Origin of the sequence: Microbacterium sp. 1S1 (assembly GCF_008271365.1) — a bacterium.
Taxonomy (GTDB): domain Bacteria; phylum Actinomycetota; class Actinomycetes; order Actinomycetales; family Microbacteriaceae; genus Microbacterium.
The window spans coordinates 1,556,268-1,582,418 of sequence record NZ_CP043430.1 but is presented as its reverse complement, the minus strand read 5'-3'; the positions used below and the strand labels follow the sequence as shown (position 1 = coordinate 1,582,418).

Sequence of the window (26,151 nt, the reverse complement as noted above, 5' to 3'; positions counted from 1 at the left end):
ATGTCCAGAACGTGCCGGACACCACTCCCCTCGTCGTGTGCCTCGGCGAGGGTCTGGTCGCCCTCGTCTCCGCTACCGCAGGACCGCTCGAGACCTGCCGCACCTTCCAGCGTTCGCTCGCGGGCGCCGAGTGGAACACCGCGATCGCCCTCGCTTCCGCCGGCATCCGGACCGCGGTCGTGTCGAGGGTGGGCGACGACGGCTTCGGACGATTCCTGACGGCGGAGCTGCGGGCGCACGGCGTCGACGACCGCGCGGTGGAGGTCGACCCGCTGGCACCGACGGGGCTGTACGTCAAGGAGCTGTCCCCGCGTCCGGACGGCGCGGTGGACGGCACCATGCACTACTACCGGGCCGGGTCCGCGGCCGCCGCGCTGTCGCCGCGCTCCCTGGAGTCGCCCGTGGCCGCCGAACTGCTCGCGACGGCGGCCCTCGTGCACACCACCGGCATCACGCCCGCGTTGTCGCCCTCGGCACGTGCGGCCCAGGAGGCTCTGGTCACAGCACCTCGTCCCGGCCGCCTCGTCAGCTTCGACCTCAACTGGCGTCCGGCGCTGTGGCGGGGCCGGGAGGCCGAGGCGCACGCTGTTCTCACCGACCTCGCCCACCGCGCCGACGTCGTGTTCTGCACGCGCCCGGACGCCGAGGCCGTGTTCGGCACGAGCGCGCCGGACGACCTCCGTGCGCTCCTCCCCGAACCCCGGTACCTCGTCGTGACGGATCCGGCAGGGGCCGTCGCGTTCGACGGCGGCGACCGTGCGGCGAGCGACGCCCTCGACGCACCGGTCGTCGAGACGATCGGTGCGGGCGACGCGTTCGCCGCGGGTTTCCTCGCCGGTGTGCTCACCGGGTTGTCGCTGGCGGGGAGCCTCGCCCGCGCGCACCGCATCGCGACGCGCGCCATCGCCAGCACGCGCGACCACGTCGACTGACAGAGGCCCTCAGTCCGCTTCACGCCCGCGCCGCGGGGGCACCGCGTCGTGGGTGCGCTGCAGGGAGACCGCGACGTGCTCCCCGCTCTGCTGGACGATCCGCACGAAGAGCACGTCGATGAGCGCGAGCTGCGCGATCCGGCTCGACATCGCGGCCATCCGGAACGGCGACTCCTGCGCCTGGCTGAGCAGGACGACGTCGGCGACGGCCGCGAGCGGGGAACCCGCCGCGCTCGTGACCGCGACCGCGAGCGCACCGGTGCCACGCGCGACCTCCAGAGCGCGAACGGTCTCGGCCGTCTCGCCACCGTGTGAGAACGCGATCGCCACGTCAGCGGAGGAACGCAGAGAGGCTGCGGTGATCGCGAGGTGCGGATCGGCCGAATGCGTCACCGAGCAGCCGATGCGGGAGAGCTTGAGCTGGAGATCCTGAGCCGTCAGCGACGAGGCGGCCTGGCCGAACAGATCGATGTGCCGGGCGGCGACGACTGCCCTCGCCACCCGGTCGAGGGCATCCGCGTCCAGAGCCCGTGCGGTCTTCTCGATCGCGTCGATCTCCTGCGCCGCGAGCTTCGCGGCGATCGCGGCCGGTCCGTCGTCAGGATCGATCGCCGTGGAGTCGAGGCCGAAGCGCGCCTGCTGCGCCTGAGCCAGCGTGACCGCTCGAGCGACGGCCACCCGGAGCTCCCGATAGCCGCTGTACCCCAGCGACTGCGCGAAGCGCGCGACCGTCGAGAGCGACGTCCGGCAGAGGAGCGCGAGGTCGTTGATCGCGAGGTCCACGACGAGGGTGGGGTCCCCGAGGATCGTCTCGGCGACGCGTCCCTCCGCCGCGCTGAGCTTGGGGAGGGAGCGCCGCACCACGGCCAGAACGTCGTCGTCCATGCGCTGATCCCGTCTCAACCGGCGGCGGTCGTCCTCTGTCGGGGCCGGAACCCGCCGAGGAGGGCATCCCGCGCGGCCTGGGCGCCGAGCCGACTGGCGGCGCCGACCTCGACGGTGGGCAGCGGTAGCGGATCCTCCACGGGGAGGCCGACGTTCACCACGACGGCCTTCGGGTCCCGGAGCGCCGCCCGCTCGATCAGCGCACGTTGCGCGGGCTCGGTGTTCGGGCGGTCCACGAGGAGGACCGTCGTGCCGGTCGCTGCGGCGACCTCGGCGATCACCGCGTCCTGCTCGTCCACCGGGCGGGCGGCCACGTCGAGCCGCACCCGCAGTCCGTCTCCCGCGAGCGCTTCGGCCACATACGAGGCGGCGCTGTCCACCGCGAGCGTCGAGCGGCGTCGGGCGTCGATCACCGCGAGCGCGTCGGCGCCGAGCGGGACGTCGCCGGAGAGCGACAGGGCCCCGCGGACGATCTCGTCGGCGTCGTACGCCGCGTCGGCGGCGGGCGTCTCGGACGGGTCGTCGGCCGTCGCGGCAGCGCGCAGGCGAGCGGCGAGGGCGGAGACGCGGCCGGCCGCCTCCTCGACCCGCTCCCGTGCGAGCGAGCCGTCGCGCAGGGCGGCGACGATCCCGTCGCGGGCGGCGAGGAAGTCCCGCAGGTCCTGGTCGGGCAGTGCGGCATCGCCGGGGTTGGTCGGGTTGCCGATGCAGAGGAGGTCGGCGCCGGCCGCCAGGGCCTGTGCCGCACCGCCGCCGAGCCCCACGGTCTCCCTGATCGCGGCCATATCGAGCGCGTCGGTGATGATGACGCCCTGGAAGCCCCACTCGCGCAGCATGCCGAGCACCCGCGGATTGAGCGTCGCCGGCTGCTCGCCCCACGCGGGGACGACGATGTGCGCGGTCATGATGGCGTCGACCCCGGCCTCGACGGCCGCCCGGAAGGGCTCGAGGTGCACACGCTGGTACTCGGCCACATCGAGCGAGATCTCCGGCAGCGCGTGGTGCGAGTCGAGGTGCGTGTCCCCGTGTCCGGGGAAGTGCTTCACGCACGCGGCCGCTCCGCCGTCCTGGATGCCGTCGACGGTCGCGACGACGTGACGTGTCACGAGCGCCTCGTCGGAACCGAACGAGCGCACGCCGATGACGGGGTTGCGGGGGTCGGTGTTGACGTCGGCGACCGGGCCCAGCACGACGTTCGCGCCGACGGCGCGCACGCGGCGGGCGAGCTCGGCGCCGGTGCGCTCCGACGCGACGACGTCGTCGAGCGCGCCGAGCTGTGCGGCGCCGGGGAGCGTGGAACCGGTCGCGGACTCCAGACGGGTGACGCTGCCGCCCTCCTCGTCCACGCCGATCAGAGCGTCCGGGTTCGCGTCGAGGATCTGTGCGCTCAGTGCTGACAGCCCCTCCCCCACGTTCTGCCCGAAATAGACCACGCCGGCCAGGCCGTCGCGCAGTTCCTCCACGAGCCAGGCAGGTGCCGTGGTGCCGAAGAATCCAGGCCAGAGCACGCCGTTGGCGAGGCGCTCGAGATCGTCGGTCATCCCTTCACCGCTCCCGCGACCATGCCGGCGGAGAGCCGGCGCTGCACGATGACGAAGAAGATCATGACGGGCAACGTGATGATCGTGGAGGCGGCCATGATGCTGCCCCAGTCGTTGGAGTACAGGCCGAAGAACGACTTGAGTCCGATCGAGACCGTGTACTGGTCGGTCTGCGCTCCGAGGATCGTCATGGCGAAGATGAACTCGTTCCATGCCGTGATGAAGCTGAAGATGCTCGTCGCGACGAGACCCGGCATCACCAGCGGCAGCAGGATGGAGCGGAACATCCGCCACCAGCTCGCGCCGTCGATGTACGCGGCCTCCTCGAGCTCGACCGGGACGGCGGCGACGAAGCCGCGCAGCATCCAGATCCCGAACGCGAGCGACAGCGCCACGTACACGACCATGAGGCCGATGATGCTGTTGAGCAGACCGAGGCTCTTCACCTGGAGGAACAGCGGGATGACGAGCGCCTCGAGCGGCACCATCTGCACCACGAGGATCATCATGAGGACGGTGGTGCGGAACTTGAAGCGGAACCGCGCGACGGCGACCGCGGCGAGCAGGCAGACGATGGCGCTGACGAGCACGGTGACGAGCGCCACGATGGCCGAGTTGCGCAGGTACGTACCGAAGCCGCCATCGGTGAGCACGAAGGCGAAGTTGTCCCACGTGAACTCCTGCGGAAGGAGCGACTGCCCACCGCTGGAAGCCTTGGCGTCGAACGCGCTGGAGACCATCCAGTAGACCGGGAACAGGGTGAAGACGAGGACGGCGGCGACGCCGATGCCGAGTCCGATGCGCGACCGGAGCCTGGGGCGGGGGTTCACAGCTCGTCCTCCTTCATGAGGGAGCGGATGTACACGATCGTGATGCCGATCAGGACGAGCGTCAGCAGCACCGCGAGGGCGGCACCGAAGCCGTACCGGTTCTGACCGAACGACTCCACGTACGACCACACGCCGAGGTTGAGCACCTGACGGTTGCCGCCGCTGCCGCCGGGCATGAGGTAGACCTGCGCGAAGACCTTGAAGTCCCAGATCGTCGACAGGATGATGACGACGGAGAAGACGGGCTTGAGCGTCGGGAAGATGATCTTCCAGAAGCGGCGCCACGCGCCGGCTCCGTCGAGCGCCGCGGCCTCGAGCATCTCCTTCGAGACGCCCAGCAACCCGGCGAGCACGGTGATCGCGACGAACGGGAAGCCGTGGTGGACGACGTTCAGGAGGACGATCGCGTAGAACGACCACTGGTTGGTGAACCAGTTGACCTGACCGTCGATGAGGCCGAGGTCCTGCAACACGCTGTTGAAGATGCCACGGTCGGCATCGAAGATGAACGTCCAGACGTACGTGCCGGTCACGGCGGGTATCGCCCACGCGACCATGATGCAGCTGGAGACGATGGTGCGCCACACGGTGCCCAGGCGCGCCAGCAGCAGCGCGACGAGGGTCCCGAGTGCGACGGTGGTGAACACCGCGACGGCCGCGAAGCCGACCGTGTTGGGGAGCACCACCGTCCACAGGGTCGGATTGGTGAGCGCCTCGGCGTAGTTGTCCAGCCCGATCCAGTTGCTCTCACCGGTGTTGATCTCGCGCAGACCGTAGTCCTGCAGCGAGTAGAGGAACACCTGCACGAGCGGCCAGAGCATGAGCCCCGCGAGGATGATCAGCCCGGGAGCGAGGAGGAGCCAGGGGCGGGCCGTGACGATCGAGAGACCCCGACGCTTCCGGCCGCCGGCCACGGAGGCGGAGGAGGGCTCCGCCTTCGTGGCCGGCAGTGGCGCTTGCACCATCGACATGGAAGGAATGGTTCCTTACTGGTTGAGCAGTTCGGTCATCTCGGCGGCAGCGTCCTTCGTCGCGGTCGCGACGTCCTTCTGCCCGCTGAGGATGGCCTGGATCATGGCGTTGGTGGTCTTCTTCGCCTGGACGGCACCGAAGTTCGGCGTGACCGGGACGGACGCGCCGCCGTCGACCATCTGCTCGGCGAACGGAGCGACGAGCGGGTCGGTCGAGGCGAGGGCCTCCTCCATCGCGGACTGGACGCCGGGGAAGTAACCGGTCTCGTTCGACCACTGCTCGGCGAACTCACCGGTGGTCATGAGCTTGACGAACTCCCACGCGAGGTCGGCGTTCTTCGTGGTGTTGAACACCGACAGGTGCGACCCGCCGAGCACGGAGGGTGCAATGCCGCCGTCCTGGCCGGGGATGACCGCGGCGCCGATCTTGCCCTCGAGCTCGGGGTTGGCCTCGATCAGGGCGTTCGGCGTCCAGGAGCCGGAGAGCATCATCGCGACGTTGCCCTGCGTGAAGGCGTCCCGGAGGTCGGTCTCCTTCCACGTGGTGGCACCGGCCGACGAGAAGCCGTGCTCGGTCGCGAGACCCGTGTAGAACTCAATGCCGGCCTGCGACTCGGCGCTGTCGAGCTCGCTGGTCCAGGTGTCGCCGTCCTTCGTGGCGATCTCGCCGCCGGCGCCCCAGACCCAGGGGTAGACCTGGAACTCGGCGTCGCCCGCGACGGGGAAGGGCAGCATGTCGGGCTTGGCGGCCTTGATGGCCTCGCCGGCGGCGACGATGTCGTCCCAAGTCTTCGGAGCCTCGAGGCCGAGCTCCTCGAACACGTCGGTGCGGTAGACGATCGAGCGGACACCCGCGTACCACGGCATGCCGTACAGCTCGTCCTCGTAGGTGCCGGCGACGGCGAGGCCCTCGACCAGGTCGTCACGCAGACCGTCCTCGGCGTCGACGTACTCGTCGAGCGGGAGGAGCGCGCCGGCGTCGGCGAACTCGGCGGTCCACGTGGTGCCCGTCTCGGCGATGTCCGGCGTCGTACCGCCGGCGATCGAGGTCACGAAGCGGTCGTGGGCGTCGGCCCACTGGATCTCCTCGATGGTGACCTTCGCGCCGGTCTCCTCCTCGAAGGCCTCCGAGACCTTGTCGTAGAAGGCGGTCGCGTCGGGGTTGGTCCCCTTCATGATCCAGACGGTCAGCTCCTGGCCCTCGCCGTTGGTCGAGCCGTTGTCGCCGCTGCCGCCGGCGCAGCCGGCCAGAGCGATCGAGGCGACGGCGCCGAGCGCCACCGCCGGAAGAATGCGCTTGTGCATGGGGGGATCTCCTCTTTGAAAGTCCAGGTGTGCATCGGGTGCGTACCGGGGATAGGAAAAAGTATTCACGACTAACTAATTCGCTGCAAGTTCCTCCCACAATCGTCATACCCCCGTAACATCAGGCCCTCGGGGTAGGCTCCCCGCATGCCCCGCCGAGGACCAGACGCCGACCGCCGCCCGCTTCCCCGGCACGCCCCGCAGCCCGCACGCCGACGGGCGTCCCGCGTCCTGCGCGGGCTGGGGATCGGCCTCGCCGTCGTCCTCGTCTCGACCGCGGCGGTCGCGGGGTTTCTCGTGTGGGACGTCTTCAATCGCGTGGGCGACGGGGCGGTGACCCTGGAGGGGGCGCCCGAGGTCGAGCCGCCGTCCATCGGCGCATATCCGGACGACAAGGCCTTCAGCATCCTCATCGTGGGGACGGACGAGTGCGGCCCCAAGGCCACCGCGCTGTTCGACGAGCGCTGTGCCGAAGCCGACGGCCGGAGCCGCAACGACGTCAACCTCCTCGTGCACGTCTCCGCCGCGCCGCGCAACGTCACCGTGGTCTCCCTCCCCCGCGACCTGGGCGTCCCCGTACCCGAGTGCACGCGCGAGGACGGCTCCGTCGCCTCGGCGATGGAGAAGGCACCCATGAACGCGCTCTTCGAGCACGCGGGGCTGTCGTGCGTGGCGAAGACGGTGAGCGAGTTGGGCGACATCCCGGTCGAGTTCGCCGCCAAGATCGGCTTCGACGGTGTCATGGCCGTCACCGACGCGATCGGCGGGGTCGAGGTCTGCATCGCCGGGGACGGCATCCGCGATCGCCACACCGGCATCGACTGGCCTGCGGGCATGCGCACGGTGTCGGGAGTGGAGGCGCTCCAGTTCATCCGTACGCGGCACGGCGTCGGGGACGAGAGCGACCTCGCGCGCATCTCCAACCAGCAGCAGTACATGTCCCGGCTGGCGAAGAAGGTCCTCAGCGAGGAGACGCTCACCGACATCCCCAAGGTGCTGCGGGTGACCAACGCGATCGCCGACAACATCGACCCCAGCGACGAGCTCGCCGACCCGCTGCGGCTGACGCAGCTCGCACTCGCGCTGAAGGACGTGGAGTTCAGCGACTTCGTGTTCGTGCAGTACCCGAACGTCGCCGACCCGTTCGACGACGACAAGGTGGTGCCGGACGAGAGCGCCGCCGCCGCCCTGTGGGATGCGGTGCGGGCCGGGAAGCCCGTACAGCTCACCGGCGATGTCGCGACGCACCGCGGCGTGGAGCTGGTGACCCCCGCGCCTGAGACCCCGGCGACCCCGGAGACCTCCCCGGCGCCCGGGGCGAGCGCAGCGCCGGATGCCCGGGCGACGCTGCCGCCGGAGATCTCCGGTCAGACGCTCGAGCAGGAGACGTGCGCGGTCGGCAACCAGCGCTGACCCCGGACTCGGGCGGCGTAGGCTCGACCTCATGGGACGGACGCGATCGCGGGACACCGAGCACCCCCAGACGCGTCTCGACCACGGCGGCGTCGCGCGGATCGTCCCCTCCGAGTTCACGAGCGGCTTCGAGCTCGTCGTCGACGACACCCCGCAGTCCCACGTCGACCTGGACGACCCCACGCACCTGCACTTCGAGTACATCGTGCGGATGGGCGCGGTGATCGATCAGCTCCGCCCCGGGCCGCTCACGGCCGTGCACCTCGGCGCCGGCGCCCTGACGATCCCCCGCTACATCGATGAGACGCGGCCGGGCTCCCGACAGCAGGTCATCGAGCTGGAGGCCCCCCTCGTCCACCTCGTCCGTGAGCATCTGCCGCTCCCGAAGGGGGCGTCCATCCGACTGCGCATCGGCGACGCCAGGGAGGGAGTCCGCAAGCTCCCGGCCGCCCTCCACAGCGCGTGCGACCTCGTCGTCTCGGACGTGTACTCGGGGGCGCAGACCCCGGCCCATCTCACGAGCGTGGAGTTCTACCGAGAGCTCGCCGCGCTGCTGGCCCCCGGCGGAGTGCTGCTGGTCAACGTGGCGGACGGCCCCGGCCTCGCGTTCGCCCGGCGACAGGCGGCGACGATCGCCGATGTGCTCCCCGAGATCGGGATCCTCGCCGACACCCAGGTGCTCAAGGGGCGCCGCTTCGGCAACCTCGTCGTGGCCGCCTCCGCCGCCCCGCTGCCCACGGAGTGGCTGCCACGGTTGCTCGCCGCCGGCCCGCATCCGGCGAAGATCGCGCAGGGCGACGAGGCCCGCGCCTTCCTCCAGGGCGCCCGGATCGTCACGGACGCGGACGCCGTCGCCTCGCCGCGTCCGGATGCCTCGCTGTTCCTGCGCTGACCGGGCGCGCCGCCCCGCGGACCGCGGGAGCGGCAGGCACACTGGAAAGGGACAGCTGCGGGGACGCGCGGAAGGAGAGCAATGAGTTTGATCCGGGGATACGACCAGGAGAGCCTCCGCGAACGGGTTGATCTCGACGAGTGCGCCGCCCGCCTGTCCGAGATCGAGGAGCAGCGCAGTCTTCCGGCCCTGCTCGAGCGCGTCTGGCTGCTGAAGGTGCTCGGTCGCCTCGATGACGCCCTCGCGCTGGCCGACGAGGCCGTGCGGCAGGCGCGCATGGCCGGAACCCGCAAGGACGTCCTCCGCGCCCGCGTACTCCACGCGACGATCCTGCAATACCGGGGAGCCCACGCCGCCGCCGAGCAGGAGCTCGCGACGTGTGCCGCGGAGGCGGAAGGGCAGCGCTGGCTGTCGATCGCGGCGTTCGCGTACCAGCACCACGGCAAGAACGCCTACGACGCCGGGGACTACGAGACGGCGCGGGAGAGCTTCAAGCAGTCGCTGTTCCTGCGACGCGAATCCGGCGCCGAGGACCGGGAACTCGAGACCGTGCTCCTCGCCATCGAAGCCGTGGAGCGCCGCCGCCCGTCGCAGCTCATCGCCGGCTGACGTCGTAGCGCCGGAGTGTCCGCCGCATGCCTTAGCCTGAGCGCATGGCGGAACTTGACCGAGTGCGCGTCTGGGGCGAGGCACTGATCCGGCTGCATCTGGACGACAGCTGGTCGTTCGACTTCGACCACGCGAAGCGGCGTGCCGGACAATGCGATTACACCAGGAGGCGCATCACGGTCTCCCGGTACCTCGCGGCGCGCTTCGAGGACGACGAGATCCACCAGGTGCTCCTGCACGAGGTCGCCCACGCCCTCGCCGGACCCCAGGCCGCGCATGGCCCCGCTTGGAAGCGGGTCGCCCGTGAGCTGGGATATGTCGGCGGGACGACGCACCACGGCGAGACCGCGGTCGAACTCGCCCCGTGGGTGGGCCGCTGCCCCGCCGGTCACGTCACGTACCGCCATCGTCGTCCGACGCGCGCCACCTCCTGCGCACGGTGCTCTCGCACGTTCGACGCGCAGCATCTGTTCGCGTGGACCCGCCGCGAGATCACGACCGACGCCCGCCTCGCCGCGCAGGCACCCCGCTGATCTCACCGGGAGGCGGTGGTGTCCTCCTCCGTCGCTCCACCGCGGAGACGGCGTACGAGTGCGGCGACAGCACGCCACCCGACGAGGAAGACGCCGAGCACGAGTGTGGCGACGACGATGAACGGCACCTCCGCGGTCTCGCCGCTCAGCACTCGCACCAGCATGCCGCCGACGACCGTGACCACCCAGACGACCACGCCCCAGAGCATCGACCAGGGCCGACGCGGCCTCCCGGGAAGCAGCAGCGCGACGGCGTGCCCGAGCACCAGGCCGACGAGGAAGGGCCAGGCCGTGAGGAGGAACCCTGCCGGGTCCTCCTGGTGGGAAGCCCGCCCGATGGCGGCGAAGACGAGGACGAGGACGGCGTCGACGAGGAGAGCGGGGAGGAACCTCATCCCTCGACCCTACGGGGAACGCCGGCTCAGGCGAAGAGCGTGAACCGCCCGTCGCGGAGGACCGGGACCGCGTCCACGGCGTCGAGGACCGCTGCAGCCGCGGTGCTCGTCGGCACGAGTCCTGCCGCCTGGATCCGGTCCGTCGCCGGCACCCCGATCTGCAGTTCCCGCCCGGAGCCCGACGCTCCGATCAGGTGCTTCAGCGCGCGACGGAGGGAGCGGAAACCCTCGGCGGCCACCGCCGCATCCGGGGCCGTGTGGTCGATGCCGAGGTCGGTGAGCGCTGCGGCGATCGCCCCGGCTCCGAGCTGATCCTCCACGGCGACGCGCAGCTCGCCCGCGCCATCGAGCTCGCCCGCCGGGACGAGCGCGACGGAGGTGCGGCCCCGGCGTCGCTCCTGTTCCACCTGCACCGCCCTGGCCACGGCACCGGCGTTGCGGATCCCGCCGACCAGGACTGTCGTGCCGGTCGGGGCGGCGGCTGCCACCGCCGCCCCGTTGCGGGACCACTCGAGCGCGGTCGCGAGGTCGACCTCCATCCCCTCGGCCACGGCATCGATGACCGTCGAGGAGAACCGCAGCACGTCGACCACCACGACGATGTCGGCCGGGGCGAGCCGGGCGAGCCCGGACACGCCCCAGTCGAGTCGGACCTGATACGGGGACTGATCGAACGGCGAGGGCATCCGTCCAGCCTAGAGCCGTCAGTCCGCGGCGAGCGCCTCGACCGGAGCGACGCGGGTCGCCAGCCGGGTCGGCGTCGCAGCCGCCACGAGCGTGAGCAGGGCCGTCGCCGCGACGATGATCGCCACGGGCAGCCACGGCACCTGCGGGGCGACCAGGCCCGCGGGAGTGAACTCGGGCAGGACCGGCACCGAGCCGAGCAGCGACTGCGCCGCGATCCACCCGTAGAGCACGCCGAGCACGAGCCCGGTGAGCGTCGCGGCCACCGTGATGTGCGTCGCCTCCAGGAGGACCATGCGGCGCACCTGCCGGTTGGACAGGCCGATCGACCGCAGCAGCCCGAGCTCCCGTCGCCGCTGCACCACCCCGATGGTGAGGAGGTTGACGAGTCCGACGGCGGCGATCACGGCGGAGACCGCGACGAGCACCATCATGATCGCCGCGAAGGCATCGTACGGCGCGAAGAACTCCGGCGGGATCTCCTCGGTGGTCTGGCTCGTCATCAGGCGCTTCGCCGACTCCAGGGCGACCGCGAACATCGTGACCAGCGTCACGCCCATGACGACGCCGATCGCCATCCGCGACGACCGTTCCGGGTACCGGAGGGCGTTCTCGGCCGCGAGTCGCGCGGTCGCGCTCGAGCCGAACATCCGCCCCACGAGCCGGAGCACCGGCGGCATGAACAGCACGGAGCCCAGCGCGAGCCCCGTGAAGGAGAGGATCCCGCCGAAGAACGCGACGACGACGCCGAGGGGCGTCGCGAGACCCAGGACGACTCCGCCGGCGAGCAGGGCGGCGCCGGAGATCAGCAGCACCCAGGCTCCGATGTGGCGGCCCTTCCGCCCGGAGACCTCGTCACGGGTGCGCTCGACGGCACCGCCCAGTGCCTGCAGCGGCGTCACCGCGAGGACGCGGCGCGAGCCCACCCACGCGGCAGCCCAAGTCGTGAGCGCGACCCCGACCGCCGGGAGGGCGAGAGCGGGCTGCGCGAGCGAGAAGGAGGAGGGCGGGTTGTCGATGAGCGTCCCCCCGAGCTGGACCGCGACGGCGGAGAGCAGGAGGCCAGCGAGCAGGCCGAGAGCCGCCCCGAGGAGCCCGACGACGAGACCCTGCCGACCGACCTGCGCCCGCTGCGAGCGCGCCGTCGCCCCGATGAGGCGCATCAGCGCGATCTGTCGGGTGCGCCCCGCGATGATCGTCGAGAACGTGTTCGCCGTGACGATCGCCGCGACGTACATCGCGACCGCGGTGAGCAGCACCGACAGGATCGTCACGACGACCGCGAGGGTACCGCTGTCTCCGATGAACGGATCGGCCTGGAGGACGGCGCCGATGTAGGCCGTGATCTCGACGAGGAAGACGCCGAACGCCGACGACAGCGCCGCGACGAGGACGCTCGCGCCCATGCCGCGGTCGCGGAGCCACGCCAGCCGGGGTCCGGTGGTCCGCGTCTCCGGGACGACGGTGGCGAGCGCGGTCATGCCGACACCTCGGCGGCGAGCATGTAGGCCGAGATCTGCTCCGCGGTCTGCCGCGGGTGGTCGGCGACGATCCGGCCGTCGCCGAGGTAGAGCACCCGGTCGGCGTGGCTGGCCGCGATCGCGTCGTGCGTGACCATCGCGATGGACTGGCCGTGCTCCCGGCTGGCGGCCGCGAGCAGCCGCAGCACCTCCCGTCCGGTCTGGGAGTCCAGGTTGCCGGTCGGCTCGTCCGCGAACACGAGGTCGGGAGCGGTGGCGAGGGCGCGCGCGATCGCGACACGCTGCTGCTGCCCGCCAGACAGCTGGTGCGGACGGTGGCCGAGGCGCTTGCCGAGGCCCAGCGTCTCGATGAGGCCGTCGATCCGGGCACGCTCGATGGCGCTCGGACGACGGCCGTCGAGCTCGAACGGCAGCAGGATGTTGCCGAGGGCGTCCAGCGTGGGAACCAGGTTGAACGCCTGGAAGATGAACCCGACGCGGCGACGGCGCAGGATCGTGAGGTCGAGGTCGCCGAGGCCGGTGATCTCGGTGTCGCCGATCCACGCCCGCCCCTCGGTCGGGCTGTCGAGGCCGGCCATGATGTGCATGAGCGTGGACTTGCCGGAGCCGGACGGGCCCATGATGGCGGTGAACTGTCCGCGGCGGATGCCGACGCTCACGTCGTCGAGCGCGCGGACGGTGCCCTCGCCCGAACCGTAGGTCTTCTTCAGGTGCTGGACGCGGGCGGCGAGCCCGAGGTCGGTGGTCGTGATCTCCATGTCCACGACGCTATTTCCGCGACCCCGCCTTCCGCGTCGCCCGTCGGGAGCATCCCGGTACATCGCGAGGATGATCCCCGCTCTCCTCTCGACCCACCCCTTTGCGTTCCTCCCACCCCGCTGCGGACCGCCGCAACGGGCCGGGTCGAACCGAAGGGAGTGGGTCGACGTCAGGCGAGGCCGTGCTCGAACGCGAACACGACGAGCTGCACCCGGTCGCGGAGGGCGAGCTTGGTGAGGATGCGGCTGATGTGGGTCTTCACCGTCGCCTCGCTGAGGAACTCCCGCGCGGCGATCTCGGCGTTGGAGAGGCCGCGGGCCGCGAGCGCGAAGATCTCTCGCTCGCGCTCCGTCAACTCCGCGTACTGCGGAGGGACGGGTTTCGGCGCCTCCGCGAAGTGCTCGAACAGTTCCCTGGTGGCCGCGGCCGCGATGACGCTCGAGCCCGCGTGCACCGTCCGGATCGCGGCGAGCAGGAACTCCGGGTCGGCGTCCTTGAGGAGGAAGCCGCTCGCCCCCTGCCGGATCGCCCGCGCCGCCGCCTCGTCGAGGTCGAACGTGGTGAGCATGACGATGCGCGGGGGCTCCGGACGTGCCAGGATCTCGGCGGTCGCGGTCAGCCCGTCCATCACCGGCATCCGGATGTCCATGAGCACCACGTCGGGCCGGGTGGCCGCGACGACGTCGAGCGCCTCGCGCCCGTTCCCGGCCTCGCCCACGACCTCGAGATCCGGCTGAGAGGCCACGAGCATGCGGATGCCCGCCCGAAACAGCGCCTGGTCGTCCACCAGCACGACTCTGATCACTGCGGGGCTCCGATCGGAAGGCTGCTCTGGACGACGAACTGCGCACCATGGCGCTCGGCTTGCAGACTACCGCCCACGAGCTGGGCCCGCTCGCGCATCCCGATGAGGCCGTGCCCGCCCGGCGTCGCCGCGGTCTCCTCGGGCGAGATCGTGTTGCGCACCTCGATGTCCACGCGGTCGGGGAGCCACGCGAGATGCACGTCCACCGCGCCGTCACCGTGCCGGATCGCGTTCGTCAGCGCCTCCTGGAGGATCCGGTAGACGGCGAGCTGGATCGCACCGGGCGGCTCGCCCGGGGGCATGGGGTCGACGGTGACCCGGGGCTCGATGCCCGCCTGACGCACCTGGGCGAACAGCGTCTCGAGGTCGGCGAGTGTCGGTTGCGGGCCGTCACCCTGGCGATGACGAAGCTGAGTGAGGAGCATGCGCACGTCGCTCAGCGCCCCACGGGCCGTCTGCGCGATCGTGCCGAGGGCCTCTGTCGCGATCTCCGGCTTCACCGCCGCGGCATAGCGCGCACCGTCGGCCTGGGCGATGACGACGGCGAGGGAATGGGCGACGACGTCGTGCATGTCGCGGGCGATGCGGACCCGCTCCTGCTCCTCGGCCGCCAGGGCCTCGGCCTGCAACTGCGCTGCGCGTGTCCGCCGGCTCCGCAGCACGACCCGCCAGAGAAGACCGCACACCCACGCGAACCCGAGCGCCATGATCGAGGCGGAGACGAGCAGAGTCCCGCCGGTCACGAGCTCCCACCCGCTGCCGGATCCGAAAGCGACGCCTCCGACGAGGACCATGTACAGCGAGGCGACGATGCCGCCCACGATCACGGAGCCGAAGCCCCACCAGAGCACGCGACGCGTTCCCCACGCCGAGGTCGCGTACAGCACCAGGAGGATTGCGATGTCCGTCGGCAGCGGTCCGAAACCCGCCAGCATCTGCACGATGGCCCCGGCCCAGGCGGCGGCGAGCGCGAGACCGGGAGCGAGGCGTCCGATCGCGACGCCGCCGAACAGGAAGATCGACGACGCGACCAGCCCGAAGACGTTGACCGCGGACGAGCCGCCCATCTCCGGTTGGGGCGCGTAGAACACGACCCCGAGCGGCGTGAAGATGAGGAAGAGCAGCACCGCCCCGACGATGTCGAGGACGAGGCCGGCGCGGGACAGCGGACGGATCACTCCCCCACGCTACGCGAGCGGACGGGGGGCGGCATCCGTCGCGCGATGTATCCCTCAGGCGCGGGCGAGGATCTCCCCGTGCGGCACCAGGAACCAGCCGTCGCCGTCGTCCGCCCAGCGCTTCCAGGCGTCGCTGATCTCCTGGAGGTCGGCGGGCGAGGCCATCTCCTGGTCCACGAGCTGCCGGGCCAGCGCGGATTCCAGGATGCGGTCGGCCCACATCCCGCCCCACCATGCGCGCTCGGACGGGGTCGCGTAGCACCAGGTCGACGCGGTGGCCGCGACCTCCTCGAAGCCGGCCGCCCGCGCCCAGGCCAGGAGGCGGCGCCCGGCATCCGGCTCCCCGCCGTTCGCTCGGGCGGCGGCGCGATACAGCGCGAGCCAGCGGTCGAGCTCCGGGAGGACGGGGAACCACAGGAAGCCCGCATAGTCGGCGTCCCGGACGGCCACCATCCCGCCGGGCAGGGTCACCCGCCGCATCTCCCTCAGCGCCTGCACCGGATCGGCGACGTGCTGCAGCACCTGGTGCGCGTGCACGACGTCGAACGAGTCGTCGGGGAAGCTCAGGGCGTGCACGTCCTCGACGGAGAAGGAGACGTTCGTCACGCCGCGCGCGGCGGCGAGGTCGCGGGAGAGGGCCAACGCGGAGTCGTCGATCTCCGTTGCGGTGACGTGCTGGACCACTCCCGCGAAGTCCACCGTGATCGATCCGGGGCCGGCTCCTACATCGAGGAGCCGGGTTTCGGCCGTGAGATACGGTCGAAGGTAGGCCGCCGAGTTCGCGATGTCCCGCACACTGTGCGAGCGGAGGACGGATTCGTGGTGTCCATGCGTGTACGAGGCCATGCCCTCAGTCTGGCATTCCCGCCGCCCCACCCCTTCCGTGCGTCCCGGCCCCTTCCGGACGCCCGTAAGGGGCCGGGACGGCGCGAAAGGGGTGGGTCGACGGGTCAGAGGGAGGCGACCATCCGACGGATCGCCTCGCGGTCGGGTTTGCCGGAGGAGAGGACCGCGAGTTCGTCCACGAGGATCAGGCGGGACGGACGGGCGTGGGCGCCGATGTCCGCAGCGACCGCCTCCCTGGCCTGGGCGAGCTGTTCGGACTCGCTACGGCGCAGAGCCTCCCCCCGCGCCGCCACGACGACCGAGGCCTCCCCCCAGCGCTCGTCGGGCACTCCGACGACCACGGCCTGATGCAGTCCCGGAACCGTACGGACGATCCGCTCCACCCTGTCGAGGGAGATGTTGATGCCGCCCGACACGATCACGTTGTCCGCGCGGCCGTGAACCCGGACCACGCCGTCCTCGACCATGCCCAGGTCGCCGGTCCGATACCAGCGGATGCCGTGCTCGTCGCGCGGGAACGTGCGTGCGGTCAGCTCCGGGTCGCCGAGATACCCTTCCGCGAGCATGGGGCCGGCGATCCGCAGCTCACCGTCGGCCACGCGGACGTTCACGGTGTCGAGCGGGACCCCGTCGTACACGCAGCCGCCGCTCGTCTCCGTCGAGCCGTACGTCCGCACCAGGCGGATGCCGAGGTCGGCCGCCCGCTCGCGCAGAGGCTCCGGGAGTGCCTGTCCGCCGACGAGGATCGCCTCATAGGCCTGCAGAGCGGCGAGTACCCCCGGATCCTCGCTCGCGTCGAGCAGCGTCGCGAGCTGCGCCGGGACGAGGGAGGTGTAGAGCGCCGGGACGACGCCGTCGGTCGTGGCGCGGAGGATCTCACGGGAGGCCTCGGCGAACGCACGCGGCGTGAACCGCCCCTCGATCCGGGTCGGCTCCGTGCCCGCGAGGATCGACCGCACCATCACCTGCAGTCCGGCGACGTAGCCGGCCGGCAGGGCGAGCAGCCAGTGCCCGCTGCCGATCCGGGCGGCCGTGGCCTCGGCGCTCGCCCGGAGCGCCTCGCCGCTGAGGGCCACCCGCTTCGGCACGCCGCTAGACCCGGAGGTCGCGATCACCGCGGCGATGCCGTCGTCCACCTCTCCCGGAGCGTCGGCGAGCATCCCGAAGCCGAGGGCCGGTCCCTCGTCGAGCGCCCGGAGCAGCGCGCCCCGCAGCAGCCCGGTGTCTTCGGCATCGGTCGGGATCAGCGCGGTCACGGTCGGCTCCCTCTCTCCTGCGGGCTCAGTAGTGCCAGGGGAACGATGACCAGTCGGGGGCGCGCTTCTCGAGGAAGGAGTCCCGTCCCTCCACGGCCTCGTCCGTGCCGTAGGCGAGACGGGTGGCCTCACCGGCGAACACCTGCTGGCCCACGAGCCCGTCGTCGACGGCGTTGAAGGCGAACTTCAGCATCCGGATCGCCGTCGGCGACTTCGTCAGCACGGTGCGCGCCATCTTCAGCGCCTCGCGCTCGAGCTCGGCGTGCGGCACGACACGGTTCACGGCGCCGGCCTCGTAGGCCCGCTGCGCCGAGTACTCCTCGGCGAGGAAGAACACCTCGCGCGCGAACTTCTGCCCCGTCTGCCGGGCCATGTAGGCGGAGCCGTACCCGGCGTCGAAGCTGCCGACGTCGGCATCCGTCTGCTTGAAGCGCGCGTGCTCGGCGGACGCGATCGTCAGGTCGCAGACCACGTGCAGGGAGTGCCCGCCGCCGGCCGCCCACCCGGGGACCACGGCGATGACGACCTTCGGCATGAACCGGATGAGCCGCTGCACCTCGAGGATGTGCAGCCGGCCGACGGCGGCCGCGGACGCCCCGCTGACGACGGCGGTCTCCGCATCCGAGTACTTGTACCCGTCCCGGCCGCGGATGCGCTGATCGCCGCCGGAGCAGAACGCCCACCCGCCGTCCTTCGGGCTCGGTCCGTTGCCGGTCAGCAGCACCGCGCCGATACGCGCGTCCTGTCGCGCGATGTCGAGGGCGCGGTAGAGCTCGTCGACCGTGTGCGGGCGGAAGGCGTTGCGCACCTCCGGCCGATGGAAGGCGATGCGGGCGACCCCGCCGTCGCGGCTCACGTGCGCGGTGATGTCGGTGTAGTGCTCGGCACCGGGGGCGAGCTCCCATTCCGCGGGGTCGAACAGGTCGGAGACGAAGGCATCGGTCACGGTGTTCAGCCTATTCCCCGGGCGCGGGCCGTCTTCATCCAGCCGTCGACGATGTCCCAGAGCGGGAAGGCCACGAGGCAGGCGGCGGTGATCACCGAGAGCACGCGCATCGTGTCGGCCTCCACCCCGTTGTCCGTGAACACGAACTCCAGGAAGGCCGGGTTGAGGAGCTCCCCCTGCAGGAGCAGAGTGAGAGCCCACGCGGCGAAGGCGACGGCGAGGACGGTGTTCACGATGGCGGTGGCGACGGTCCAGCGTCGGCGTGCGTAGACGACGATCGCCAACACCGCTTCCGCGATCATCAGCGCGACGAGGACGGCGATCCCCACCGGCCAGAGACCGGGCGCCAGGATCGGGATCGGTTCGCCCCCGGTGGGAAAGAAGCCGAACGTCGCGTCCCACACGATCGCGCCGATCCCGGCGAGGAGGAACACGAGCGAGGCGATCACGTCGGCGCGGGCGGCCCCGTGCTCGGTCGGCTCCGGGAGCTGATCCACGTTCCAGCGCACGCCCGTGTCGGCGCCGGTACGCTCCAGCACGACGAAGACGAGCGTGACCCAGAAACACAGGTGCACGATCACGGACAGGGTGACCGAGACGATCGCACCGATCACCTCGCCCGGGCCGCCGCCGCTGATGAGCTGGCCGATCGCGACTCCCACCGCCGCGAACGGCGGCACGATGAACAGGAGCAGCTTCAGCAGGCGCCACCAGGTGAGGTAGTACCGCGGGCCGATGAGGTGCAGCGGCCGGTCGGCGTAGCCCGCGGCGAGGATGCCCGGATCGCCGAGGTCGGTGAGGACGGCGCGCTCCGCCTCCTCCGGGCTCTCACCCTGTTCGCGGCGCGCGTCGACGGCGTCGGCGATGGCGGCTTCGAGCTCGGCCCGGACCTCGTCCTGGGCCTCCGGCGCGAGGCTGCGGATCGTGGCGCTGATGTAACGCTCGGTGAGCGTGGTCGTGGCGGTCATGTCAGTTCTCCTCGGGGGTGAGGGAGGCGATCGCGGTGGTGAGCGCGCGCCATTCGTCGGTGAGGGTGTCGGCCAAGCGGATGCCGGCCTCCGAGGCGCGGTAGAACTTGCGGGGCCGGGCCTCGTCGGTGTTCCACTCGCTCGTCAGGTACTCCTGCTTCTCCAGACGACGGAGCAACGGGTAGAGCGTGTTCGCGTCGGTCGCGAACCCGCGGGTCTCGAGCTGCTCGAGCAGCCCGTACCCGTAGCCGGGCGTGCGCAGGAGCTGCAGGCAGGCGAGCACCACGGTGCCGCGGCGCAGTTCCTGCAGATGCGTGTCGAGCGTCTCATTCATGTCGGCTACATTACTGTGCGACGCACACCATTGTCAACGGCACATATGCGTGCGGCCTCATCGCCTCCGTCGTGGCGCACAATGGGGTCATGATCCCCGCCGTCACGGAACTGCTCGAGTCCGCCCGCGTCGTCGCGCTGCCGATGCAGACCCGCTTCCGCGGTGTCGACACGCGAGAGGCTCTGCTGTTCGAGGGCCCCGAGGGCTGGGCCGAGTTCTCGCCGTTCCTCGAGTACGACGACGCGGAGGCCGCGACCTGGCTCGCCGCGGCGATCGACTTCGCCTACGCGCCGCAGCCCGCCCCGGTGCGCGACCGCGTGGGCGTCAACGCCACCGTGCCGGCCGTCGAGGCCGCGCGCGTGCCCGAGGTCCTGGCGCGCTTCTCCGGATGCCGGACCGCGAAGGTGAAGGTCGCCGAGCCCGGGCAGGTGCTGGCGGACGATGTCGACAGGGTGCGCGCCGTCCGGGAAGCCCTCGGGGCGGAGGGCCGCATCCGGGTCGACGCGAACGGCCTGTGGAACGTCGACGAGGCCGAGCACGCCGTGCACGCCCTCGCCCCGTTCGACCTGGAGTACGTCGAGCAGCCGTGCGCGTCGGTGCCCGAGCTCGTCGAGCTGCGGCGGCGGATCGCCTACATGGACATCCCGGTCGCGGCGGACGAGAGCATCCGGAAGTCCGGCGACCCCCTCGCCGTGGCGCGCGCGGGAGCGGCGGACATCGTGGTCATCAAGGCGCAGCCGCTCGGCGGGGTCACTCACGCCTTGCAGGTCGTCACGGCGGCCGGTCTGCCCGCCGTGGTCTCCAGCGCGCTGGATACCGCGGTCGGGCTGTCGCAGGGGGCCGCCCTGGCTGCCGCGCTTCCGACCCTCGACTACGACTGCGGCTTGGGCACAGCGTCCCTGTTCCAGGACGATGTCGCCGACCTCCGCCCCATCGACGGCACGATCCCGGTAGGACGCGTGTCGCCGAGCCCGGTGGCCCTCACGCGCCTCGCCGCCGCCGATGAACGCCGCGAGTGGTGGCTGGCCCGCCTGGCGCGCTGCCACCACGAGCTGCTCGCGGCCCGCGGCGCCTAGGACTCGACGAGGAGTTCGACCAGGCGCCCGAGCTCTTCGCCGCCGGAGTGCCGCAGCGCCGCGTCGTCACGACCCGCCATGGCACCGCGCACGGTCATGCCCTCCCAGAGGATCATGAGCATGCGTGCGGCATCGGTGGCGGGTAGCCGCAGACGCAGCGTGCCCGCAGCCTCCACGATGTCCTCCACGATGCGCGCGATGCTCGCCACCATCTCGCGCTCCTGCGCGAGGTAGGCCTCCCCGAACTGCGGATCCCGCAGCGCGCGGATGCGGATCTCGCTCATCAGCATCACGCCAAGGCGGTCGTCGCTGCCGAGCTCCATGATCTGCTGGACGAGGTCGGCGGGATCGCAGTCCTCCGCGAGCTCCCCGTCGGCCCGCATCTGCTCGACGCGGGTCCGCACAGCCGCCACCCTGGCGTCCGCGACACCGGCCGCGAGAGTCAGGAACAGCTCGTCCTTCGACTCGAAGTTCGAGTAGAACGCTCCGCGGGTGAAGCCGGCGCGCTCGCAGACGGCCTCGACCGAGGCGCCGTCCAGACCGGCCTCGGCGAACACCTGCGCGGCCGCCTCGAGCAGGCGGGCCTTCGTGTTCTCGCGGCTGCGGGTGGCGGGTGACGACATCGGAACCTCCTGGCCTTCCCTCTCGGCGATTCACACCCGGCGCACAGCATCCGGATGATGACCGACCTTACGATACATCTATGTATCGGATACACCTGTGTATCCACCCGGCACCCTCACGGAGATTCGCGTGTCCACACTCCTCTCGTCCCTCGGACGCTGGTCCTTCCGTCACCCGTGGCGCGTCCTCGTCTCGTGGCTCCTCGCCCTCGGCATCGCCGGAGCAGGAGCCGTGGTCCTCGGCGCGGGCACCGACAACACGTTCTCCATTCCCGGGACCGAATCCCAGGCGGGCCTGGAACAGCTCTCGCGCTCCTTCCCCCAGGTGAGCGGTACCAACGCACAGTTCATCGTCGTGGCCGCAGACGGCGACCGCATCACGGATGACGAGTACCGCGAGCCGATCGAGGACGCCGTGTCCGAGCTCGGCGACCTCGACGAGGTCCTCGCCGCCACCTCGCCGTACGACGAGATGGTCAACGGCATGATCAACGACGACGACACGGCGGCCATCGTGCGCCTGCAGTTCGACGGGGAGTCCACCGACGTCTCCGAGGAGACGAAGGACGCCCTGCGAACGGCGGTCGACGACCTCGCCGGTCAGCTCCCGGACGGCGCCCAGGCCTCGCTCGGCGGCGACCTCTTCGCGATCTCGATCCCCGGCGTCACGCTCACCGAGGCGGTCGGCCTGCTCATCGCCCTCCTCGTCCTCATCGTCACCTTCCGCTCGTTCGTGGTCGCGGGCCTCCCCCTGCTCACCGCGATCCTCGGCGTCGGCATCTCGATGGCCGGAATCTTCACCGCGACAGCGTTCACGACCGTCTCCTCCACCACGCCCCTGCTCGCCCTCATGCTCGGGCTGGCCGTCGGCATCGACTACGCCCTCTTCATCGTCGCGCGCCACCAGGACCAGGTCCGCGACGGCGTGGAACCCGAGGAGTCGGCCGCCCGCGCGGTGGGCACGGCCGGGTCGGCGGTCGTCTTCGCGGGCGTCACCGTGCTCATCGCGCTGATCGGCCTCGGCTTCGCCGGGATCCCGTTCCTCACCACCATGGGCGTCGCCGCGTCGGTGGCGGTCGCGGTCGCCGTCGCCATCGCCGTCACCCTGACCCCCGCTCTTCTCGGCTTCCTCAAGGGGCGCGTGGCCGGACGGCCGAAGCGTGCGAGGGGATCACGGAAGGCGGCCGTCTCCCGGCCCCGCGGCAGCCGTCGGTGGGTGGAGGGCGTGACGAAGCACCCCGTCCTCGTCTCCCTCGCGGTCGTCCTCGGCCTCGGCATCGTCGCCGTCCCCGCCCTCAGCCTCGACCTCGCCCTGCCGAACGCCGGTGTCCTCCCGAAGGACTCCGAGGCCCGCCAGAACTACGACATGGTCGGCGAGCAGTTCGGCCCCGGCTTCAACGGGCCTCTCATCCTCACCGGGACGATCGTCACCTCGACCGATCCCCTCGGCCTCATGGAAGACCTCGGAGACGCCGTGGCCGAGGTTCCCGGGGTGAAGGAGGTCGCCCTCGCCACGCCGAACGAAACGGCCGACACCGGCATCGTGCAGATCATCCCGGAGACCGCCCCGGACGACCCGGCGACGGCCGACCTCGTGCGCGAGCTCCGCAGCCACCACGACGAATGGCTGGAGGAGTTCGGCATCGACCTCAAGGTCACCGGCTTCACCGCCGTCGGGATCGACATCTCGGATCAGCTCGGAGCCGCACTGCTGCCGTTCGGGATCTTCGTGATCGGCCTCTCGCTCATCCTCCTCACCATCGTGTTCCGCTCCCTGTGGGTGCCGATCACTGCTGCGGCCGGCTACCTGCTGTCGATCGTCGCCGCCTTCGGCGTCGTCGGGGCGGTCTTCGAGTGGGGCTGGTTCGCCGACCTCCTGCACGTCGCGAAGGTCGGACCGATCATCAGCTTCATGCCGATCATCCTCATGGGCGTGCTGTTCGGGCTGGCGATGGACTACCAGGTGTTCCTCGTGTCGCGCATGCGGGAGGACTTCGTGCATGACCCCGCCCTCCGCCAGGGCGCGGGCGACCGCGCCACCCGGCGTGCCGCCGCTCTGCGTGCCGTGCGAAGCGGCTTCACCGGGTCGGCCAAGGTCGTCACGGCGGCCGGCCTCATCATGTTCGCGGTGTTCGTCGCGTTCGTGCCGGAGGGCGACTCCTCACTCAAGCCCATCGCGCTCGGACTCGCCGCCGGCATCGCCTTCGACGCCTTCCTCGTGCGGATGACCCTGATCCCGGCGCTGATGGCGATCCTCGGCGAACGCGCGTGGGAGATCCCGTCGTGGTTGGAGCGGATCCTCCCTCGCGTGGACATCGAGGGCGAGGCGGTGGAACGGGAACGGCACCTCGAGGCGTGGCCCGGCGACGGGTCGCTCGTCGCGGCCGACGACCTGGAACTCGGCACCGGCGCGTGTGCGCTCCAGGGCCTGTCGCTGCGACTCGCGCCCGGCGCGGCTCTGGTCGCCAGCGGCGCGGACGCCGCAACGCTGCGTGCCCTCGCACTCACCGTCGGCGCCCGGATCGCACCGATCGACGGACGCCTCCGCGTCGTCGGGCACCTGCTGCCCGGTCGCGCGGCCTGGGTCCGCTCCCACGTGGGCTGCGTGCTCGCCGACGACGGATCCGTCCTCGCCGACCTCCGCGAAGCCCTGCGCGGTCGCTCCGAGCTCGTCGTGATCGACGGCGCTGACCGGCTCCGCGGCGGCGAGCGCGACCAGGTCACCGCGATGCTGCGCGACGCGAAGTCCCGCCGCGACCTCGCCGTCTTCGCCACCGCCGCCGATGCCGACGCGGCCCGCTCCCTCCTCGCGGACGCCGGATGGCCGTCCGCCGACGCCATCGACACGCGTGCGCCCCGCCCGAGCGCCGCAGAAACCACCGAGGTGCCCGCATGACTCTCCCCCTCGAGCGCGCCCGCTCGCGCAAGCCCATCACCTGGCTCACGATCCTCGGCGTGCTGCTGCTGCCGGCGGCGGTCGGCGGCATCCTGATGGCGGCGCTCTACAACCCGACCGAGCGTCTCGACTCCATGACCGCGGCCATCGTCAACCTCGACGAACCCGTCGAGATCGACGGTCAGACCACTCCCCTCGGGCGGCAGCTCGCCTCGGGACTCGTCGAGGGCTCGGACGACCTCGACTCGAACCTCACCTGGGTCATCTCCAACGAGGAGGACGCCGCCGACGGGCTCGCGGACGGCTCGTACCAGGCCGTCATCACGATCCCCGAGGACTTCTCGGCCGCCGCGACCTCCGCGGGCCAGGCGGTCGCAGACGGCGGCGGGGACCCGCAGCAGGCGACGATCCAGGTGACGACGCCCGACGACGGTCTCGTGGCGGACGACCTCATCACGGGGCAGATCGCCGATGTGGCGGCCTCGACGCTCGGCACCATGCTGTCCGAGGCCACGACCGAGAACATCCTCGTCGGCTTCACCACCATCGGCGACCAGATCGGCGACGCGGCCGACGGGGCGCTCGAGGTGGCGCAGGGCACCCGCGACGCGGCCACCGGCGCCGCGGCACTCCCGGACGGCGCGACGCAGCTCGCCGCGGGTGCCGGGGAGTTGGGCACCGGGGCCTCCACTCTCGCGTCCGGCCTCGACACCATCGCGGCGCAGACCCGGCAGGCCGCGACCGGCGCCGGCACTCTCGGAGCGGGACTCACCTCGGGGGCGACCGAGCTCCAGGGTCGGGTCGCCGGCGTGCAGCAGCTGACGAGCGGCATCCAGTCGGCGGGCGCGTCGGCGAAGTCGGCCGCGGCGGACTCGGCCGCGGTCGCACAGGGTCTCGGGGCGATGGCGGCCACTGCGTGCGCCGCCGATCCCGAGTCGCCGGAGTGCGGGCAGCTCTCTGGCCTCGCCTCGCAGGCGGCGGCAGCGGCCACGTCGGCCGGAACCGCCTCCGGCATCCTCAACGACAAGCAGGTCGCCGAGGGGGTGGCCGCGCTCCCCGGGTCGTTCTCGACACTGGCCACGCAGCTCAGCGAAGCGGGTACGGGGGCGTCCGAGCTCGCCGGCGGGCTCAACCGCCTCGCGGCCGAGGGCGTGGATCAGTCCGCGGCGGGAGCGCGGGCGCTGTCGTCCGGCGCGACGCAGCTCGCCGACGGCGCGACCCAGCTCGCCGACGGCAGCACCGAACTCGCCACCGGCCTCGACGCGCTCGCGACCGGCACCGGCGACCTCGCGGGCGGGCTGCGCACCGCGGCGGACTCCCTTCCGTCCTTCAGCGACGAGGAGTCGACGTCGCTGGCGTCGGTCATCGCCGATCCGGTGTCGACCGACTCCTCCATGGGCTCGCTCTTCGGTCCCACCGCGATCCCGCTGCTCACCGCGGTGGTGCTGTGGTTCGGCGGTCTCGCGTCGTTCCTCGTCCTGCGGGCGCACACCGCGCGGACGCTCACGTCCCGTCGGTCGTCGGCCGCCCTCACCCTCCGCGGGTTCTGGCCGGCCGCGGCGATCGGTGCGGCGCAGGGCCTGCTCGTCTCCCTCATCGTGCAGACCGTTGCCGACTACGACGCGGCGACCTGGTGGGCGTTCGCCGGCACCGCCGTCCTCGCGGCGGTGGTGTTCGCGGCCGTGAATCAGGCCCTCGTGGCCGTGTTCGGCGGCGTCGGCCGCTGGATCGCCGCGCTGGTCGGCGTCATCGCCGTGGCGACCGGGCTGATCTCGACCGTGCCCGACTGGCTCGCGAGCATCGGGGGCGCCCTGCCGACCGCTCCCGCCTTCGCGGGTCTCGTCAGCGCGAGCGGGGCAGCCGTCGCCGCCCTCGTCGTCTGGGGCGTGCTGTCGCTCGTCGCCACGACGGTGGTCGTCGCGGTCCGCCGTACGACCACCGCCCATGCTGTCGTCACCGCCTGACCCCCGCGCACAACTCCGGAGATCGCAGC

The 26,151-nt window shown here is 71.6% G+C and carries 25 protein-coding genes; 8 read left to right on the top strand and 17 right to left on the bottom strand.

The features are described from left to right. Positions 1-11: 11 nt before the first annotated feature. The gene (locus tag FY549_RS07755) at positions 12-932 is read left to right on the top strand and encodes a sugar kinase (protein ID WP_149084530.1); all 921 of its coding nucleotides are present in this window, start codon (positions 12-14) and stop codon (positions 930-932) included. Positions 933-941: 9 nt separating this feature from the next. On the opposite strand, the gene FY549_RS07750 is transcribed toward FY549_RS07755, so the two are convergent. The 5 genes from FY549_RS07750 to FY549_RS07730 are packed head-to-tail and all read right to left on the bottom strand — an operon-like array spanning position 942 to position 6,464. Beyond that, positions 942-1,817, bottom strand: a complete 876-nt coding sequence (locus FY549_RS07750; protein WP_149084529.1) for a MurR/RpiR family transcriptional regulator — start codon at positions 1,815-1,817, stop codon at positions 942-944. A gap of 14 nt (positions 1,818-1,831) precedes the next feature. Continuing rightward, positions 1,832-3,358 carry a glycoside hydrolase family 3 protein gene (locus FY549_RS07745; RefSeq protein WP_149084528.1) on the bottom strand — a complete coding sequence of 509 codons (1,527 nt, stop codon included), beginning with the start codon at positions 3,356-3,358 and terminating at the stop codon, positions 1,832-1,834. Then, entirely contained in the window at positions 3,355-4,188 is an 834-nt protein-coding gene (locus FY549_RS07740; RefSeq protein ID WP_149084527.1) for a carbohydrate ABC transporter permease, read from the bottom strand. The genes FY549_RS07745 and FY549_RS07740 overlap by 4 nt, the downstream gene beginning before the upstream one ends. After that, positions 4,185-5,159 (bottom strand): carbohydrate ABC transporter permease, encoded by a 975-nt coding sequence (locus tag FY549_RS07735; protein ID WP_149084526.1) that lies wholly within the window; start codon positions 5,157-5,159, stop codon positions 4,185-4,187. The genes FY549_RS07740 and FY549_RS07735 overlap by 4 nt, the downstream gene beginning before the upstream one ends. A 15-nt stretch (positions 5,160-5,174) precedes the next feature. Further along, the gene (locus FY549_RS07730) at positions 5,175-6,464 is read right to left on the bottom strand and encodes a sugar ABC transporter substrate-binding protein (RefSeq protein ID WP_149084525.1); all 1,290 of its coding nucleotides are present in this window, start codon (positions 6,462-6,464) and stop codon (positions 5,175-5,177) included. Between the two features lie 147 nt (positions 6,465-6,611). Between FY549_RS07730 and FY549_RS07725 the strand changes: the two genes are divergently transcribed. The 4 genes from FY549_RS07725 to FY549_RS07710 all read left to right on the top strand — a co-directional run bounded on the left by FY549_RS07725 (position 6,612) and on the right by FY549_RS07710 (position 9,911). Beyond that, positions 6,612-7,877 carry an LCP family protein gene (locus tag FY549_RS07725; protein ID WP_149084524.1) on the top strand — a complete coding sequence of 422 codons (1,266 nt, stop codon included), beginning with the start codon at positions 6,612-6,614 and terminating at the stop codon, positions 7,875-7,877. A 31-nt stretch (positions 7,878-7,908) separates the two neighbouring features. Further along, positions 7,909-8,769: a spermidine synthase gene (locus FY549_RS07720; protein ID WP_149084523.1), complete on the top strand. Its 861-nt coding sequence runs from the start codon at positions 7,909-7,911 to the stop codon at positions 8,767-8,769. 81 nt (positions 8,770-8,850) lie between these two features. After that, complete coding sequence (locus tag FY549_RS07715; protein WP_149084522.1) at positions 8,851-9,378, top strand: hypothetical protein; 528 nt, start codon at positions 8,851-8,853, stop codon at positions 9,376-9,378. 44 nt (positions 9,379-9,422) lie between these two features. Continuing rightward, positions 9,423-9,911 (top strand): SprT-like domain-containing protein, encoded by a 489-nt coding sequence (locus tag FY549_RS07710; protein WP_149084521.1) that lies wholly within the window; start codon positions 9,423-9,425, stop codon positions 9,909-9,911. 2 nt (positions 9,912-9,913) lie between these two features. Here FY549_RS07710 and FY549_RS07705 read toward each other — a convergent pair whose 3' ends face one another. The 11 genes from FY549_RS07705 to FY549_RS07655 all read right to left on the bottom strand — a co-directional run bounded on the left by FY549_RS07705 (position 9,914) and on the right by FY549_RS07655 (position 19,563). Further along, positions 9,914-10,306: a DUF3054 domain-containing protein gene (locus FY549_RS07705; protein ID WP_149084520.1), complete on the bottom strand. Its 393-nt coding sequence runs from the start codon at positions 10,304-10,306 to the stop codon at positions 9,914-9,916. A 26-nt stretch (positions 10,307-10,332) separates the two neighbouring features. Then, positions 10,333-10,992 carry a 2-phosphosulfolactate phosphatase gene (locus FY549_RS07700; protein WP_149084519.1) on the bottom strand — a complete coding sequence of 220 codons (660 nt, stop codon included), beginning with the start codon at positions 10,990-10,992 and terminating at the stop codon, positions 10,333-10,335. Positions 10,993-11,010: 18 nt separating this feature from the next. After that, the gene (locus FY549_RS07695; RefSeq protein ID WP_149084518.1) at positions 11,011-12,471 is read right to left on the bottom strand and encodes an ABC transporter permease; all 1,461 of its coding nucleotides are present in this window, start codon (positions 12,469-12,471) and stop codon (positions 11,011-11,013) included. Beyond that, positions 12,468-13,229 (bottom strand): ABC transporter ATP-binding protein, encoded by a 762-nt coding sequence (locus FY549_RS07690; protein ID WP_025104429.1) that lies wholly within the window; start codon positions 13,227-13,229, stop codon positions 12,468-12,470. Before FY549_RS07690 ends, FY549_RS07695 begins: the two co-directional genes overlap by 4 nt. A 170-nt stretch (positions 13,230-13,399) precedes the next feature. Beyond that, entirely contained in the window at positions 13,400-14,035 is a 636-nt protein-coding gene (locus tag FY549_RS07685) for a response regulator (protein WP_149084517.1), read from the bottom strand. Beyond that, a complete protein-coding gene (locus tag FY549_RS07680; protein WP_149084516.1) occupies positions 14,032-15,213 on the bottom strand; it encodes a sensor histidine kinase in 1,182 nt (393 codons plus the stop codon). Before FY549_RS07680 ends, FY549_RS07685 begins: the two co-directional genes overlap by 4 nt. Positions 15,214-15,267: 54 nt before the next feature. Continuing rightward, a complete protein-coding gene (locus FY549_RS07675; protein ID WP_149084515.1) occupies positions 15,268-16,059 on the bottom strand; it encodes a class I SAM-dependent methyltransferase in 792 nt (263 codons plus the stop codon). Positions 16,060-16,163: 104 nt separating this feature from the next. Beyond that, entirely contained in the window at positions 16,164-17,315 is a 1,152-nt protein-coding gene (locus tag FY549_RS07670) for an AMP-binding protein (protein WP_149084514.1), read from the bottom strand. Between the two features lie 25 nt (positions 17,316-17,340). Beyond that, a complete protein-coding gene (locus tag FY549_RS07665) occupies positions 17,341-18,261 on the bottom strand; it encodes a 1,4-dihydroxy-2-naphthoyl-CoA synthase (RefSeq protein ID WP_102208055.1) in 921 nt (306 codons plus the stop codon). A gap of 5 nt (positions 18,262-18,266) precedes the next feature. Then, positions 18,267-19,229, bottom strand: coding sequence for a permease prefix domain 1-containing protein (locus tag FY549_RS07660; protein WP_149084513.1), 963 nt, complete (start codon positions 19,227-19,229; stop codon positions 18,267-18,269). Position 19,230: 1 nt separating this feature from the next. Then, positions 19,231-19,563, bottom strand: a complete 333-nt coding sequence (locus FY549_RS07655) for a PadR family transcriptional regulator (protein WP_149084512.1) — start codon at positions 19,561-19,563, stop codon at positions 19,231-19,233. A gap of 89 nt (positions 19,564-19,652) precedes the next feature. Between FY549_RS07655 and FY549_RS07650 the strand changes: the two genes are divergently transcribed. Beyond that, the gene (locus tag FY549_RS07650) at positions 19,653-20,639 is read left to right on the top strand and encodes an o-succinylbenzoate synthase (protein WP_149084511.1); all 987 of its coding nucleotides are present in this window, start codon (positions 19,653-19,655) and stop codon (positions 20,637-20,639) included. On the opposite strand, the gene FY549_RS07645 is transcribed toward FY549_RS07650, so the two are convergent. Next, positions 20,636-21,262 (bottom strand): TetR/AcrR family transcriptional regulator, encoded by a 627-nt coding sequence (locus FY549_RS07645; protein ID WP_149084510.1) that lies wholly within the window; start codon positions 21,260-21,262, stop codon positions 20,636-20,638. The two genes, FY549_RS07650 and FY549_RS07645, sit on opposite strands and share 4 nt — an antisense overlap. A gap of 130 nt (positions 21,263-21,392) precedes the next feature. On the opposite strand from FY549_RS07645, the gene FY549_RS07640 reads away from it, so the two are divergent. Next, the gene (locus tag FY549_RS07640) at positions 21,393-24,158 is read left to right on the top strand and encodes an MMPL family transporter (protein WP_149084509.1); all 2,766 of its coding nucleotides are present in this window, start codon (positions 21,393-21,395) and stop codon (positions 24,156-24,158) included. Beyond that, positions 24,155-26,122: a YhgE/Pip family protein gene (locus FY549_RS07635; protein WP_149084508.1), complete on the top strand. Its 1,968-nt coding sequence runs from the start codon at positions 24,155-24,157 to the stop codon at positions 26,120-26,122. Before FY549_RS07640 ends, FY549_RS07635 begins: the two co-directional genes overlap by 4 nt. The last annotated feature ends 29 nt before the right edge of the window (positions 26,123-26,151 follow it).

Bases quoted from the DNA above. Each gene is read 5' to 3' on its own strand.
- FY549_RS07690 (WP_025104429.1), bottom strand. From the start codon at position 13,229: ATGGAGATCACGACCACCGACCTCGGGCTCGCCGCCCGCGTCCAGCAC.
- FY549_RS07675 (WP_149084515.1), bottom strand. From the start codon at position 16,059: ATGGCCTCGTACACGCATGGACACCACGAATCCGTCCTCCGCTCGCAC.
- FY549_RS07645 (WP_149084510.1), bottom strand. From the start codon at position 21,262: ATGTCGTCACCCGCCACCCGCAGCCGCGAGAACACGAAGGCCCGCCTG.
- FY549_RS07695 (WP_149084518.1), bottom strand. From the start codon at position 12,471: ATGACCGCGCTCGCCACCGTCGTCCCGGAGACGCGGACCACCGGACCC.
- FY549_RS07750 (WP_149084529.1), bottom strand. From the start codon at position 1,817: ATGGACGACGACGTTCTGGCCGTGGTGCGGCGCTCCCTCCCCAAGCTC.
- FY549_RS07705 (WP_149084520.1), bottom strand. From the start codon at position 10,306: ATGAGGTTCCTCCCCGCTCTCCTCGTCGACGCCGTCCTCGTCCTCGTC.
- FY549_RS07710 (WP_149084521.1), top strand. From the start codon at position 9,423: ATGGCGGAACTTGACCGAGTGCGCGTCTGGGGCGAGGCACTGATCCGG.
- FY549_RS07715 (WP_149084522.1), top strand. From the start codon at position 8,851: ATGAGTTTGATCCGGGGATACGACCAGGAGAGCCTCCGCGAACGGGTT.
- FY549_RS07660 (WP_149084513.1), bottom strand. From the start codon at position 19,229: ATGACCGCCACGACCACGCTCACCGAGCGTTACATCAGCGCCACGATC.
- FY549_RS07700 (WP_149084519.1), bottom strand. From the start codon at position 10,992: ATGCCCTCGCCGTTCGATCAGTCCCCGTATCAGGTCCGACTCGACTGG.
- FY549_RS07730 (WP_149084525.1), bottom strand. From the start codon at position 6,464: ATGCACAAGCGCATTCTTCCGGCGGTGGCGCTCGGCGCCGTCGCCTCG.
- FY549_RS07725 (WP_149084524.1), top strand. From the start codon at position 6,612: ATGCCCCGCCGAGGACCAGACGCCGACCGCCGCCCGCTTCCCCGGCAC.
- FY549_RS07650 (WP_149084511.1), top strand. From the start codon at position 19,653: ATGATCCCCGCCGTCACGGAACTGCTCGAGTCCGCCCGCGTCGTCGCG.
- FY549_RS07720 (WP_149084523.1), top strand. From the start codon at position 7,909: ATGGGACGGACGCGATCGCGGGACACCGAGCACCCCCAGACGCGTCTC.
- FY549_RS07745 (WP_149084528.1), bottom strand. From the start codon at position 3,358: ATGACCGACGATCTCGAGCGCCTCGCCAACGGCGTGCTCTGGCCTGGA.
- FY549_RS07635 (WP_149084508.1), top strand. From the start codon at position 24,155: ATGACTCTCCCCCTCGAGCGCGCCCGCTCGCGCAAGCCCATCACCTGG.
- FY549_RS07655 (WP_149084512.1), bottom strand. From the start codon at position 19,563: ATGAATGAGACGCTCGACACGCATCTGCAGGAACTGCGCCGCGGCACC.
- FY549_RS07735 (WP_149084526.1), bottom strand. From the start codon at position 5,159: ATGTCGATGGTGCAAGCGCCACTGCCGGCCACGAAGGCGGAGCCCTCC.